The organism is Bacteroides sp. ZJ-18 (assembly GCF_011038705.2).
Classification (GTDB): domain Bacteria; phylum Bacteroidota; class Bacteroidia; order Bacteroidales; family Bacteroidaceae; genus Bacteroides; species Bacteroides hominis.
In genome coordinates, this window is sequence record NZ_CP072198.1 from 1258465 (window position 1) to 1273141 (window position 14677).

Annotated in this window: 12 protein-coding genes; 7 read left to right on the forward strand and 5 right to left on the reverse strand. The window is 47.2% G+C overall.

The window, feature by feature from the left end:
- Window positions 1-69: 69 nt before the first annotated feature.
- The 7 genes from G7Y45_RS05005 (at window position 70) to G7Y45_RS05035 (ending at window position 6870) form a co-directional block, all read left to right on the forward strand.
- Entirely contained in the window at window positions 70-573 is a 504-nt protein-coding gene (locus tag G7Y45_RS05005) for a pyridoxamine 5'-phosphate oxidase family protein (protein ID WP_005811941.1), read from the forward strand.
- A 138-nt stretch (window positions 574-711) separates the two neighbouring features.
- Entirely contained in the window at window positions 712-1299 is a 588-nt protein-coding gene (nrfH, locus tag G7Y45_RS05010; protein WP_005779097.1) for a cytochrome c nitrite reductase small subunit, read from the forward strand.
- Window positions 1300-1324: 25 nt separating this feature from the next.
- The gene (gene nrfA, locus G7Y45_RS05015; RefSeq protein WP_005811939.1) at window positions 1325-2806 is read left to right on the forward strand and encodes an ammonia-forming cytochrome c nitrite reductase; all 1482 of its coding nucleotides are present in this window, start codon (window positions 1325-1327) and stop codon (window positions 2804-2806) included.
- Window positions 2807-2809: 3 nt separating this feature from the next.
- Window positions 2810-4051, forward strand: a complete 1242-nt coding sequence (locus tag G7Y45_RS05020; protein WP_165014840.1) for a cytochrome c biogenesis protein ResB — start codon at window positions 2810-2812, stop codon at window positions 4049-4051.
- Complete coding sequence (gene ccsA / locus G7Y45_RS05025; protein WP_005811936.1) at window positions 4048-4839, forward strand: cytochrome c biogenesis protein CcsA; 792 nt, start codon at window positions 4048-4050, stop codon at window positions 4837-4839. Before G7Y45_RS05020 ends, ccsA begins: the two co-directional genes overlap by 4 nt.
- A 32-nt stretch (window positions 4840-4871) precedes the next feature.
- Complete coding sequence (locus G7Y45_RS05030; protein ID WP_032540340.1) at window positions 4872-6137, forward strand: alginate export family protein; 1266 nt, start codon at window positions 4872-4874, stop codon at window positions 6135-6137.
- Window positions 6138-6183: 46 nt separating this feature from the next.
- On the forward strand, window positions 6184-6870 hold the full coding sequence (locus tag G7Y45_RS05035; protein WP_005822874.1) for a Crp/Fnr family transcriptional regulator: 687 nt from the start codon (window positions 6184-6186) through the stop codon (window positions 6868-6870).
- Window positions 6871-6936: 66 nt separating this feature from the next.
- Here the strand turns inward: G7Y45_RS05035 and G7Y45_RS05040 are convergent, their stop codons facing one another.
- The 5 genes from G7Y45_RS05040 to G7Y45_RS05060 are packed head-to-tail and all read right to left on the reverse strand — an operon-like array spanning window position 6937 to window position 14643.
- Window positions 6937-8859: a serine hydrolase gene (locus G7Y45_RS05040; RefSeq protein ID WP_032540339.1), complete on the reverse strand. Its 1923-nt coding sequence runs from the start codon at window positions 8857-8859 to the stop codon at window positions 6937-6939.
- Window positions 8860-8890: 31 nt separating this feature from the next.
- Window positions 8891-9736 (reverse strand): N-acetylmuramic acid 6-phosphate etherase, encoded by an 846-nt coding sequence (gene murQ / locus G7Y45_RS05045; protein ID WP_005811927.1) that lies wholly within the window; start codon window positions 9734-9736, stop codon window positions 8891-8893.
- A 25-nt stretch (window positions 9737-9761) separates the two neighbouring features.
- Window positions 9762-10598: a BadF/BadG/BcrA/BcrD ATPase family protein gene (locus G7Y45_RS05050; RefSeq protein WP_005779081.1), complete on the reverse strand. Its 837-nt coding sequence runs from the start codon at window positions 10596-10598 to the stop codon at window positions 9762-9764.
- On the reverse strand, window positions 10595-11758 hold the full coding sequence (locus G7Y45_RS05055; protein WP_005779079.1) for an acyltransferase family protein: 1164 nt from the start codon (window positions 11756-11758) through the stop codon (window positions 10595-10597). The genes G7Y45_RS05050 and G7Y45_RS05055 overlap by 4 nt, the downstream gene beginning before the upstream one ends.
- Before the next feature lie 23 nt (window positions 11759-11781).
- A complete protein-coding gene (locus G7Y45_RS05060) occupies window positions 11782-14643 on the reverse strand; it encodes an FAD-binding and (Fe-S)-binding domain-containing protein (protein WP_165014837.1) in 2862 nt (953 codons plus the stop codon).
- Window positions 14644-14677 lie beyond the last annotated feature (34 nt).

Genomic DNA, 14677 nt, shown 5'->3' on the forward strand with positions numbered 1-14677 from the left:
TATTCGGAAGGTAAAGGTAACAAATTTTGTAAAAATAATAATTGATATTACTTTTTAAATTTTGATAGAATGGAATATATCAACGATTTAATCCGACGGAAGGACCGCCTTTTATCGGAAGACGAAGCAATGAGTTTACTTGAAAATGGAGAATACGGAGTGTTATCTATTTCTTCACCTGAAGAAGGTGTTTATGGCATTCCCATTAATTATGTATGGGATAAACAACAGTCTATCTATTTTCATTGTGCTCCCGAAGGGCGTAAGCTTTGTATACTTCAAGACTGTAATCAGGCATCGTTTTGCGTGGTAGGACGCACGCGCGTTGTTTCCAATCAATTTAGTACCGAGTATGAAAGTATCGTGATTAATGGGACTATGATTTGTCAGTTAGAAGAAACTGAGAAGCGAAAGGCATTGGAACTTCTGCTTGATAAATATTCTCCGGAAGATAAAAAGGTGGGGTTGAAGTATATGGAAAAGTCTTTTCACCGTACCCACGTCTTGAAACTTGTTATTAAAACAATATCCGGTAAGTGTAAGAAAATGAATCAGCCCTGTCCAGATTATTAAGAAGCCCCTGCCTTATCTCTCCCTTGTTTATCTTTTGTTTTTTTAGCATGGGTTATTTTTCTTTCGCAAATGTAATCTGGATTACATTCTTTTTAAATGGAAATCCCTTTCTTTGCATAAATACATAGCATACATACTATGAAGGTAAAAGAATATATCCAATGGTTACTCCCTTCGCGTAAGTGGAGAGTACTTGCGATCATTATAACAGGTGTGATTGTAGGTGGAGGGGCTCTGACCCTTTATATGCTTCGGGCACATACCTATCTGACCGATGATCCGGCTGCTTGTGTTAATTGCCATATCATGGGACCGTATTATGCGACGTGGTTTCATAGTTCGCATAGCAGGAATGCTACATGCAATGACTGTCATGTACCACACGAAAATGCAGTGAAGAAATGGGTATTCAAGGGAATGGACGGTATGCGTCATGTTGCCGTATTCCTCACCCATGGAGAAAAAGATGTGGTTCGTGCCAATGGTGAAAGCTCGGAGGTGATTATGAATAATTGTATTCGTTGTCATACACAACTGAACACTGAATTTGTAAGTACAGGACGGATAGATTATATGATGTCTCAGGTAGGTGAAGGGAAAGCTTGTTGGGACTGTCATCGGGACGTACCGCATGGAGGAAGTAACAGTGTCGCATCCACTCCTAATGCGTTAGTCCCTTATCCGGATTCTCCTACACCGGAATGGTTGAAAAAAATGATCGAATAATATAGAAAATCAAGATAACAGAATTATGGAAAAGAAACTGAAATCATGGCAAGGATGGTTGTTGTTCTGCGGAGCGATGGTAGTCGTTTTTGTGCTTGGGCTTGTTGTCTCGGCGCTGATGGAACGCCGGGCAGAGACGGTAAGCGTTTTCAATAACAAACGGGTGGAAATTACCGGAATAGAACCACGAAACGAAGTGTTTGGGGATAACTACCCACGTGAGTATGAAACATGGAAAGAAACGGCTAAGACCGATTTCAAGAGTGAATTTAACGGTAACGAAGCGGTAGATGTACTTGCACAACGTCCCGAGATGGTGGTGCTTTGGGCCGGCTATGCATTCTCAAAAGATTATTCGACTCCGAGGGGACATATGCATGCTATTGAGGACATTACACATTCACTCCGTACCGGTGCGCCGATGGATGATAAAAGCGGGCCGCAACCTTCTACCTGCTGGACTTGTAAGAGTCCGGACGTTCCTCGCATGATGGAAGCTATTGGAGTGGATTCGTTCTATAATAATAAGTGGGGAGCTTTCGGTAGTGAGATCGTCAATCCGATAGGTTGCGCCGATTGTCATGAACCGACAAATATGAAATTGCATATCAGCCGTCCGGCTTTACGGGAGGCTTTTGCCCGCCAGGGAAAAGATATAGACAAAGCGACTCCGCAGGAAATGCGTTCGTTGGTATGCGCACAATGCCACGTGGAATATTATTTCAAGGGAGATGGCAAATACCTGACTTTCCCTTGGGATAAAGGATTTTCGGTAGAAGATATGGAAGCCTACTATGACGAGGCCGACTTTGCCGATTATACACATGCACTGAGCAAAGCCCGTATACTGAAAGCACAACATCCGGACTACGAGATCTCTCAGATGGGAATTCATGCCCAACGCGGAGTGTCGTGCGCCGATTGTCATATGCCCTACAAAAGCGAGGGAGGCATGAAATTCAGCGATCACCACATTCAGAGTCCGTTAGCTATGATCGACCGGACTTGTCAGGTTTGTCATCGTGAGAGCGAAGAGACATTGCGGAATAATGTATATGACCGTCAGCGTAAAGCGAATGAAATTCGTGGCCGTCTGGAACAGGAGTTGGCTAAAGCGCATATTGAAGCTAAATTCGCCTGGGATAAAGGTGCGACGGATACTCAGATGGCAGAGGCGTTGAAGTTGATTCGCCAGGCCCAGTGGAGATGGGATTTCGGTGTGGCTTCACACGGTGGTGCGTTCCATGCTCCGCAAGAGATACAGCGCATTCTGGGACACGGACTTGATAAAGCTTTGCAGGCCCGTCTTGCCATCTCAAAAGTGTTGGCTCAGCATGGCTATACAGCCGATGTGCCGATGCCTGATATTTCGACTAAAGAGAAAGCGCAGCAGTATATCGGTCTCGATATGCAGAAAGAGCGTGAAGCGAAAGATAAATTCCTGAAAACAGTAGTACCCGAATGGTTGGAGAAAGCGAAGGCTAACGGTCGTCTGGCTAAACTGTAAACTATGTGGCAGAAACCTTGGGGATATAAAGAAGGGTTCGCCATCTGTGGCGGACTTTTTCTGACAGGCATTTTCCTGCAAATGACGTTGGGGAAGTGCACGCTTTCCATTCTTTCTTACCCTGTGAATGTGTGTGTAGGGTTGCTATATGTCGTTATCTTGTTATCGGCCTACACCTTTTCACAAAAGAGTTATTTTATCCGGTGGATGGGGAGCTGTCAGGCTGTCGTTTCATCCATGGTGTCAGTGGCTGTGCTCACTGTAGTGATGGGACTGATCCGCCAGGTGAAGTCCGATATACCTTTGTCCGGTATTGAAAACTGGCTGGGATTTTCGCAAATGTTGTCCGCCTGTTCGTTTGTGCTGTTGTTCCTCTGGATGGTCACTTTGTTGGGGTTGACCACCATTCGGCGGATTCATCATTTCCATTGGCGGGACGTTCCTTTTGTGCTGAACCATCTGGGACTTTTCCTTGCACTGACCGGAGCTGTATTGGGAAATGCCGATATGGAGCGTCTGCATATGACTACAAAGATAGGACAAGCCGAATGGCGGGCTTCCGATGAAAATCAGAAAATGCGGGAGCTGCCTTTGGCTATCGAGCTTCAGAACTTTACGATCGATGAATATCCCCCGAAATTGATGTTGATTGACAATGAAACAGGTAAAGCACTGCCGGTCGGGAAGCCGGAAAACCTGCTGATTGAAGATGATTTTCGTGCCGGGCATTTGCTTGATTGGGAAATCCACATAGAGAAGAAACTCCCTTTGGCAGCCAGTGTAGCGACTCAGGATACTTTGAACTTTGTGGACTTTCCTTCAATGGGAGCTGCTTATGCTGTCTATCTGACGGCAGTGAATGATAAAACAGGCCGGAAACATGAAGGATGGGTGAGTTGTGGCAGTTTTATGTTTCCTTATAAGGCTATCCGTCTTGACGATCAGACCAGTTTGGTAATGCCCGAGCGTGAACCTCGCCGTTTTGCATCCGAGGTGAAAGTTTATACAGAGTCGGGACGCCGTGATTCGGCCACGATTGAGGTAAATAAATCTTTTGAGTTGGAGGGATGGAAAATATATCAGTTAAGTTATGACGAGTCGAAAGGTCGCTGGAGCGATATAAGCGTGTTTGAACTGGTTCGTGATCCGTGGTTACCGGTGGTTTATACTGGTATCTGGATGATGATAGCCGGAGCTGTCTGCCTGTTCGCCCTGTCACAGAAAAGAAAGGAGGACAACGTATGAGTTGGGATCATTTTGTGATATTTGCCATGGCAGCTCTTCTGTGTTGGGCTATCGGTGCCGTTGCCGCATGGAAAGAGAAACGCCAGTTTGTTGTTTATGCAGCCACGTTGGCAGGACTGGCCGTCTTTTTTGCTTTTATCCTTGGGATGTGGATTTCATTGGAACGGCCTCCGATGCGTACAATGGGTGAAACCCGATTGTGGTATTCTTTCTTTTTACCTTTGGCGGGCATCATCACTTATAGCCGCTGGCGATATAAGTGGATTCTGAGTTTCAGCTTTGTTCTTTCGCTTGTATTCATCTGTATCAACCTGTTTAAACCCGAGATACATAATAAAACCTTGATGCCTGCTTTGCAAAGTCCTTGGTTTGCACCGCATGTCATTGTATATATGTTTGCTTATGCTATGTTGGGCGCAGCGGCCGTTATGGCGGTATACCTGCTTTGGATCAAGAAAAAAGCTACCGAAGAACGTGAGATGGAACTGTGTGATAATTTGGTCAATGTAGGACTATCCTTCATGACATTGGGAATGTTGTTCGGAGCTTTGTGGGCTAAAGAGGCCTGGGGGCATTACTGGAGTTGGGATCCGAAGGAAACCTGGGCGGCAGCCACGTGGATAGGCTATCTCTGTTATATCCACTACCGGATGAACAGGCGGCAAAAAGTACGTGTGGCACTTGTCGGGCTCCTCATCTGTTTTGCATTGCTGCAAATGTGTTGGTATGGCATTAATTATCTGCCATCGGCACAGGGAACCAGCGTACATACGTATAATTTGAATTGATAAATCGCTAACTACTAATTACTAATTGAGTTATGAGAATCACGAATCTAATCTGGGCAGCAATGCTTTTTGCACCGCTGTCCGCCTTTGCACAGCAACAAAAGGAGAATCAGTTTACAATTGATGCACAAATACGTACTCGTGGTGAATACCGCAATGGAGTGTTGAACCCCCGTCCCGAAGGCGCAAGTCCGACTTTCTTTATCAACGAGCGGGCACGGCTATCCTTAGGTTATCAGCGCGATCGCCTGCAAATGAAACTTGCTGCACAGCATGTAGGGGTGTGGGGGCAGGATCCGCAGATCGATAAAAACGGACGGTTTATTTTGCACGAAGCTTGGGCACGGCTTGATTTTTCAAAAGGCCTGTTTGCGCAGTTGGGGCGTCAGCCACTCTCGTATGATGATGAGCGTCTGCTTGGCGGACTGGACTGGAATGTGGCAGGCCGCTTCCACGATGCATTGAAATTGGGGTATGAAAGCAAGATACACAAGTTGCATTTGATACTGGCTTTTAATCAGAATAATGAAGATCGCTCCTATGGTGGCACTTATTATGCTCCCGGTGGACAGCCTTATAAAACCATGCAAACGGTATGGTATAATGGCCGGTGGGCTAAAGATTTCACTGCTTCACTGCTTTTTATGAATACCGGATTTGAAACAGGGACGGAAGAAAAGGGTAAAACTGCTAATATGCAGACGATGGGTACTTATCTGGTGTATACACCCGGGGCATGGTTGCTGAACGGTAGCGTCTATTACCAGTCGGGTAAAAACAAAGCCGACAAGAAGGTATCTGCTTATATGTTCAGCTTGAAAGCCGGGTATAAGATTGATCCAAAGTGGAGTGTAAGCCTCGGCACGGACTACCTGAGCGGAGATCCCGACAGTAAGAAGGTAACTACTTTTGATCCGCTTTACGGGACACATCATAAATTCTATGGAGGAATGGATTATTTTTATGCATCGGCTTATAACAAAGGTTTGTGGGACAAAATACTCAGTGTTGACTTCAAGCCGACCCAAAAGATAGGGTTCTCACTGAATTATCACCATTTTTCTACGACTTATGACGTAACGGCCACAGACGGTAAAGAAGGACGCAGTCTGGGATCGGAGTTCGATTTGCAGGTAGATTATACTTTGATGAAAGATGTAAAACTGACAGCCGGTTATTCGACCATGCTTGGAACTAAATATATGGACATTGTAAAAGGTGGCAGCCATAAGAGCTGGCAGGACTGGGGATGGCTGACACTGAACATCAATCCGCGTATTTTATTTACCAAGTGGTAGGATTGGTACGGGAGAAAATGCTATCTTTGCTAAAAAGACAAGCATTGTGGTAAAAGTAGAGTTTACAGACGAATATCAAAAAATCTTGTGGCAGATATCTTTATTTAAGGATATGGATGTCAGTTTGCAACGTCGGCTGCCTTTGGAACTGGAACTTTCGGTGTACGAGGTTGCCAGGAAAGAGGTCGTATTGAAGCAGGACACCTATTGCAATCATTTGTATGTATTGCTGAAGGGAGAACTGGAGGTCAATATCGTTGATGTGGCAGGAAATCTGGTGAAGGTAGAAGATATCCGTGCTCCCCGTGCTTTTGCCACACCCCATCTGTTTGGCGATAAGAATCTCTTGCCTGCTACGTTTACTGCCAGCGAAGATTCTGTTTTGCTGATGGCTACCCGTACTTCCGTTTTTAAGTTGATCAGTTCCGTACCCGATTTACTGCACCGTTTCCTGTGTGTCACAGGCAATTGTAACAAGTGTACGGTCACCCGTCTGAGGATTCTTTCTTACAAGATGCTGCGCAGCCGTTTGGTTTATTACTTCATGGAGCATAAGACTTCTCCGAATACGGCTATATTGGAGCATAATCAGGTCCAGTTGGCAGAATATCTGGGGGTAACCCGCCCTGCACTTTCGAAAGAAATAAATAAGATGATGAAGGAGGGCCTGATTTCAATCAATAAGAAAGTGGTGACGCTGGAAGATATGGCGGCACTTAAAGAATATATTTGAAAGGGCTGTGCCAAGAGTCTTTTCACCACAGATCACCACAGATTATCAATATTGATAATCAATGGCTTAAAATTTACTCTGTGCCTTCTGTGGTGAGTTTCGACACACCCTTCTCAATGCTTTGCTCCAAATCTTGTAGCCTTCCTCCGTCAGATGGAGTCCGTCCGTAGTCAGTTCTTTCCGCATCACATTGCTACCTTTCTCCGTAAATAGAGGGAAAAGGTTGATAAAAGGTATTTTCCTGTCTTTGGCAAGTGCTTCCAACTTACTGTTGATTTCGGGTATCAGGTCGGTTTTACCGGTCATTGTTTTGTATCGTCCGAACGATTCGTTAATGGGTAAAAGGCTCTGCAGATAGAGTTCGGTGGATGGTGATCCGGTTCGTATTTTGTCTATGACCAGAGTAACCAGTTCTACCACACTATCGGCACTCAGGTTGTGTGACACATCGTTTATTCCTGCCATCAGGAAAATCTTCCGGGGAGTGCCGGGCAATATCTGGAAAAGACGTTGGTAAATTCCCATTGCTTCGTCACCGATGATTCCGCGGTTTCTTATATTCTTTTTATTCAGGCGTATGCTCCAGTCTCCGCCGTTTTCGGTGAGGCTGTTGCCCACCATTACGATATCCTTCGGCCCGATGGGAGCATCTGCTTCAAATTCCAGGAAACGTTTGTAATAATGATCCGTATATACTTGTGCGGGCGGGCAGATAGAAGCGGCTACTGCATTGGCAACCAGCGAACGGAGGCGGACTACACTGTGTCCGTCTTCCGGATGCACGGCGTTGATGAGCAGGATGACGGCCGTGTCGTTATCTGGGTCAATCAGGATGGAAGTACCCGTATATCCTGTGTGCCCGAAGGTGTTCGGGCCGAAGAGGTCGCCATGATTTGAGGCATAGGCTGAGAAGACATCCCATCCCGGAGTGCGTCCCAGTCCGGCTACTTCGCGGGGAACGGTACGCATGGTTTTTACCCCCAGTGGGCTGAGAATACGGCGACCATTATATTCGCCCCCATTCAGCAAGGCAGCTGCGAGAACGGCAATATCATTGGCGTCCGAGAAGACCCCTGCATTGCCGGAGATTCCTCCGTTCAGGATGCGCGCCAACGGATCGTGCACCTGTCCGCAGAGTACACTTCCGTCTTTTTGCTTCTCGGTAGGTGCAATCAAATCCATCCAGGGGTAATCTACGGTATTTATCCACTTTCCGTCTTTCTGCTGTACGGTGGGCAGATAATCGGTGTGCTGCATGCCCAGGACATTGAAGATATTCTCTTTGGCAAAGTCCCGCAGGTTTTGTCCGGTAATGACTTCGATGACATGTTGCAAGGTGATATAGTTGAGGCAACTATACTGAAAATTCGTTTGAGGCTTGAAGTCACGTTTGCAAGTGGAAATATACTTCATGAGCCCTTCCGGATTGGGTGAACCGTACTCTTTCTGTAACTCGGCTACCGGTGCGTAAGGTGGAAGGCCCGAAGTGTGAGTCATAAGGTCTACAATGCGGATGTCCTGTTTCTCTCCGTTCTCTCCCTGCCATTCCCGGAAGTCAGGCAGGTAGAGGTTGACGCGATCGAGTAGGCGCAGTTGTCCGCGTTCAATCAGAATCATGGCAGAAACAGCAGTCGACATCGGCTTGCTGCAAGAAGCCATATCGAAGACGGTATTTATCTCCATCGGTTCTATATTGGGATAGATCCGCCGGTTACCATAAGCCTTGAGATAGGCCATTTTGCCATGACGGACCACGGCGAGTACGGCCCCCGGTATTTCTTTGTTAAGGATCGCCTTCTGAATAGCCTCGTCGGCATGCAACAGACGGTGAGAATCCATGCCTACTTGCTCGGGGGCAACGCGTGGCAGAGGTTGTGCGACAGCTTGCAGGCTGCAGAACAGAAGCGCCAAAGCGGTGAGCAGAGATTTCGTCCCTTTTCTTTCCTGCAGGGAGATGGGGGAGAAGTGAACTTTGTTTTTCGTATTCATGGTATTGTAAGTTTAGGAGGGTTCGGTTTTGTTATCCGGCTTTATATGCATCCACCGCTTTTTTTACGGAACCGTGCATCAGCAACAGTGCTTTAGCCTTGTCATATTCTAACCCGAGTTCTTCGACAATCATGCGTGTGCCGCGGTCCACTAACTTCTGGTTGCTAAGCTGCATATTGACCATCTTGTTGCCTTTCACGCGTCCCAGTTGAATCATAACCGAGGTTGTGATCATGTTCAGAATCATCTTCTGTCCTGTTCCTGATTTCATGCGCGAACTGCCTGTTACATATTCGGGGCCTACGATCATTTCGATGGGTACATCGGCTTCTGCGGCCATCGGCGAGTTCGGGTTGCTGGTGATGCAACCGGTGAGGATGCCGTGCTCGCGTGCCGCATGCATGGCTCCGATCACATAGGGAGTCGTACCTGAGGCTGCAATACCGATGACGGTATCTTTACTGTTGATGTTATGTTCCGTCAGTTCTTCCCACCCCCGGGTGGTATTGTCTTCGGCATTTTCCACCGGATTACGCAAGGCGGTATCTCCGCCTGCAATCAGCCCGATGATCAATGTGGGAGGCATCCCGAAAGTGGGAGGGATCTCTGAAGCATCGAGAACCCCGAGGCGTCCGCTGGTTCCGGCCCCCATGTAGAAGATGCGTCCCCCCTGTTTCATGCGGGGGACAATCTGTGTGACTAACTTTTCAATTTGAGGAATAGCTTTCTGTACGGCAAGAGCCACCTTTTGGTCTTCGGTATTGATATCTTCCAGTATTTCGCGGACCGACTTCTTCTCAAGATCACTGTAGAGCGAGGGTTGCTCGGAAATCTTGACGAAGGATGTTTTATCTGATTTTTCTATATTACTATTCATGTTTTTGTTCTATAATTCGTATACGTTACTCGTGAAATTTAATCAGTCCTTCCATCGGACTCTTGATAATCGTTCCCAGGTGAATCTCCATTGCCTTACACGCCTCCGATAGTAATTCTTTGTAGTAGAACGCTACTGAACCGATGAAATGGACCCGGGCATGCTGGTAGTCGTATTGCATTACATTGCGTTTCAGGAACTTCTTAAAGCTGTTCAGAACCAGTTCGCGTATGGCCGGTTCATCGAGGTGTTCGACCAGGAATGGAGAGAAACTTGCCAGGAAACGATTTGGAAACGGTTGGCGATATACCCGGTCGATAATTTCGGCAGGCGTCAGGTTGTATTGTTCCAGGAACTTTTCTTTAAGTCCCGGAGTCATTTGATTCTTAAGGATATCGCCTACCAGCAGCTTACCCAAAACCGCCCCACTGCCTTCGTCACCCAGAATAAATCCTAATGGCGATACATTGCTGACTATGTTTTTACCGTCATAATAACAAGAGTTCGATCCTGTGCCCATGATGCAGGCGATGCCCGGTTGATGGCCACACAGTCCCCTGGCGGCAGCAAGCATGTCCGTACTGACCTCAATCTCTCCGCTTACTTGCAGATGCGCAGCTATGGCTTTGCGCACCGTTTCTATTTTGTCGGGGAAAGCGCAACCGGCTCCATAGAAGTGAACAGTCTCGAACTTGTTTGTCTTTAATTGAGGAATCAGGGCGGTTGCTATTTCATTACTGATTTCCTCTTCAGACTGAAAGAAAGGGTTAGTGCCTTTCGTAAAAATCTGCTGGACTAACTGTCCATGCTCTACTACACACCAATCGGTCTTAGTAGAACCACTGTCTGCTATTAGTATCATATCTTTATATATATTTTTTTCTTATACAGGATGTATCCGATACACCAGTTCAGCCCTACGAATAAGATGGCGAATGCTAAAGAACCGGGATAATCGCCGAGCAGGGGTTGGAGGATGATCTTATACACAAATCCGTGAAGGCTGATGGTATGACCGTCATAAGGTATCAGTATGTTGCCCAACAGAATAGAGAGAACGGCTCCGGTCACGTAGATGAATAGTGGGTTGACTCCGAACGATTCGAAGAACCGGCTCCATCGTGTATAACCTTTTACGTCGATAATCCATACGAGGAGTGCCAGGAAACTGGATGCCAGTCCGCAAGTGACAATCGCGAATGTCGGTGACCAGATCTTCTTGCTGATTGGACAGCCGTAGCTGAGTAGGAAACCCGCAAAGGTGAGGATAGTGCCAACCAGGAACAGGCGTTCTATTTTTTCATTGATGTCTTTTACTTCCATCAGCAGTTTGCCTACGCAGAAGCCTATCAGCACATGGGCTATCGAAGGTATGGTGCTTAATACACCTTCCGGATCGATGCCGTTGTCTTTGTACATATGTGCCTCGCCCAATACGGCACGGTCCACCACCGCCAGGATGTTGGTACTGTTGTATTCAAATCCGTTTCCGGTGATCAGGATGATGAAGTAACCGATTAGCAAGGCGGCTATCAGGTATGGGATGTATTTATGCTTCATGATTAAAGCGATGATAGCCGTTGCGCCGTAGCAGAGGGCCAATCGCTGCATGACACCCAGGATGCGAATGTGACCGAAAGTCCAGACTGATTCCCCCAGACGGGAGAAGAATGGAATATCTTCGCCGGATAGTGAATTCCAAGTGTGGCAAAACATGGAGAACCATGCGATTCCCAAACCGATGGCAAAGATCACAATGGTTCTTTTAAGTATTTTCAAGGCCGCAGAATGACTGAATTCGAAGTTATACTTTCTTAATGATATATAGGTGGAAATGCCCATGATGAACATGAAGAAAGGAAAGACCAGGTCGGTCGGAGTCAGACCGATCCATGCCGCATGTCCGAGGGGAGCATATACGTAGCTCCAGCTGCCGGGATTGTTGACCATAATCATTCCTGCGATAGTGATACCCCGCAACACATCGAGGGCAAGTAGACGTTTGTTGGCTGTTTGATTCATTGCATTCTTATTTAAGTGTTAAGTTATTCTTTTGTTTCACGTGGACGAGTGCACTGATCCACCAGATAGGCAATCGATACATAGGGGATGCCGGTGTTAGTGGCTAAACCGATTTCACAGGTGCGGCTGTTTGAATAGCCGATACTGATTCCTGCTTTCTCCAGTTGCGGACGTAGTTTGCGTAAAGCATAAGTGTTGAGTTCCGGCCGGGTGAATCCTTTATCTCCGGCAAAGCCGCAACAACCCACCTCTTCTGGAACAAGCACTTGCGTTGAACATAGTCCGGCCAGTGAAATCAGTGTATTCGACAATCCCATTTTACGCATGGAACATGTGATGTGTACGGCTACGGGACGGTTTGTGGGAGTGAATTCCAGTTTATCCCGCAGGAACGTATAGATAAATTCAGCCGGTTCGTATAGCTTCATCTTTTGGATAGTGGCACGCATACGGTGCAGACAAGGGCTCTGGTCGCAAAGTACCGGATAACGTCCCTGTTCGCTGGCCTCCCATAAGGCGGCTTCCAGTTCAGCCGATTTGCTGTCGGCTATATCCAGCATACCTTTGCTTTCCCAAATGGTTCCGCAACAGAGTCTCTCCATCTTGGGCGGGAAGATGACTTCGTATCCCGCTTTCTGAAGCAGAGAGAGCATTTTGTTAACCAAAGGTTGCTCTACGGGAGAATTTTTTGCCAATCCCATAGTTTGGTTGATGCAACTGGGGAAGTAGACCACCTTGTTCTTTGCATCCGGTGCCTTGTTGTTGTCCTTCTTGTGTATCTTATAGCTCATAGGCATGGCCGGTGTCCATTGCGGAAGTCCCCATACGTTGTGCATCTTTCGAGTAATGGAAGTCATCCTGGAAGTTCCCAGCAGGCTGTGTGTCGTATTGGCAAGTGACAGTACCGGTCGCAGGGCATTTTTTATTCCTGCGAAATGATTGGCGGCAAATTTCCCCGCCTTATAACCGGTGCTGTTGGACGGTAGCTCTGCCTGACGCAGGAGGTGGGTCAGGTCACCGGTATTGATACCCATCGGACAAGACGTGGCACACAGGCCGTCACCGGCACAGGTCTGATTACCCGGATACCGGTATAACTTGGACAGTGTTTCCAGTAACTGCGGATTTTCCCCGCTTTTTTTCAGGCGTGAAATTTCCCTCTGTATGACAATGCGCTGGCGTGAGGAGAGCGTGAATCCGCACGAGAGACAGTTCACTTCGCAGAATCCGCATTCGATACACCGGTCTATCTGGCGTGTCACTTCGGAGCCTTCTCCTATTGTCAATGGCGAGAGAGGCTTGAAATGTTTGATATGGCATTGAGGGTCGTCGTTGAAGATAACACCCGGATTAAATAATCCTTTGGGGTCAAAGAGTTGTTTTACCGCCTTCATGATAGCGAAAGCTTCTTCTCCCCATTCCTGCTTTACGAACGGAGCCATGTTTCGTCCTGTGCCGTGTTCTGCCTTTAATGAGCCGTCATATTTGTCCACTACCAGTTCTTTTATGTCGTTCATCAGGGCTTCATACCGTTTTATTTCAACTTCATTACTGAATGACTGGTTGATAATGAAGTGGTAATTGCCTTCTAACGCATGACCGTAAATGCAGGCGTCATCGTATCCGTGCCGGGCAATGAGCTGTTGCAGTTCGGCTGTTGCCTCGGGGAGGTCTTCAATGTGGAAGGCCACATCCTCAATCAGACAGGTTGTTCCCGGAGGACGGGTTCCTCCTACAGAGGGGAAAATGCCCGAACGGATTGCCCAATATTTGGAATATTCCTCGGGACGGTCGGTAAAGTGGACCGGGATGTAGGTTTTAAATGCCTTTAATGTATCTTCGATGACAGTGATGTTGTGGTTGAGCTCTTCCTGTGTGCGTGCTTTGGTTTCGGTCAATACGGCTGTTAGCCCTTCTCCCGTCGGATCATTCACAGAAGCCAGGGATTTCCAGTCGAGCAGTTCCGCACCTTTTACAATCCACTCCCCATCTGTGTTGACGAGTTTTTTCATGGCTACCACTGCACGGCATGCTTCTTTGATGTCGCTGAAATAGAGCATGGCGCTTGCCTTGTGCGGATAGTCGTATTCCGTTTTCATAGTCACACCGGAAAGGAAAGCTAATGTGCCCTCCGAGCCTACCATCAGGTGGGCAATAATATCGAACGGATCATCGTATACGAGGAAGGGAAGAATATTCAACCCTGTTACGTTCTTGATTGAATATTTATAACGGATACGTGCACTCAGTTCTTTGTTGCTGCGTACCTGGTCACGTAGCTCGCAGATGCGGCGGAGGAAATCGGGATGATCTTCTTCAAAGTTTTCTCGGGATTCCTGGCTGGCGGTATTAAGATAATATCCGTCAGGGAGTATGATACGTACCGACAGCAGCATCTTATCACTGTTGGCATGTGTCCCGCAGTTCATGCCCGAAGCATTGTTCATTACGATTCCACCTACCATGGCGCTTTTTATGGAAGCCGGATCGGGAGCAAATTTACGTCCGTAAGGTGCGAGGATCTCGTTTACCCGTTGTCCGATGATACCGGGCTCCAGGTAAATCTGTTCGTGATCGGGTGAGAGTTCGTAGTGATCCCAGCCTTTGCCGGCTATAATCAGAACAGAGTCACTGATGGACTGTCCCGAAAGACTGGTTCCGGCAGCGCGGAAAGTTACCGGTATATTATATCTGTCGGCCAGATAGATCATTTCGAATACTTCATCGTCGTCGATCGAGTTAACTACAATTAGAGGAATCAGTCGGTAGAAACCCGCATCTGTCCCCCATGCCAGGCGATGGAGCTCGTCGGTAAATATTCTATCCTGTGGGATAAATCGGCTGATGTCTCGCAGGAATTCGTCATAGTTTCTTTCCGTTTTCATTGTTTCTTTGTTTGTCGGGCACTCCTCGGTCCCA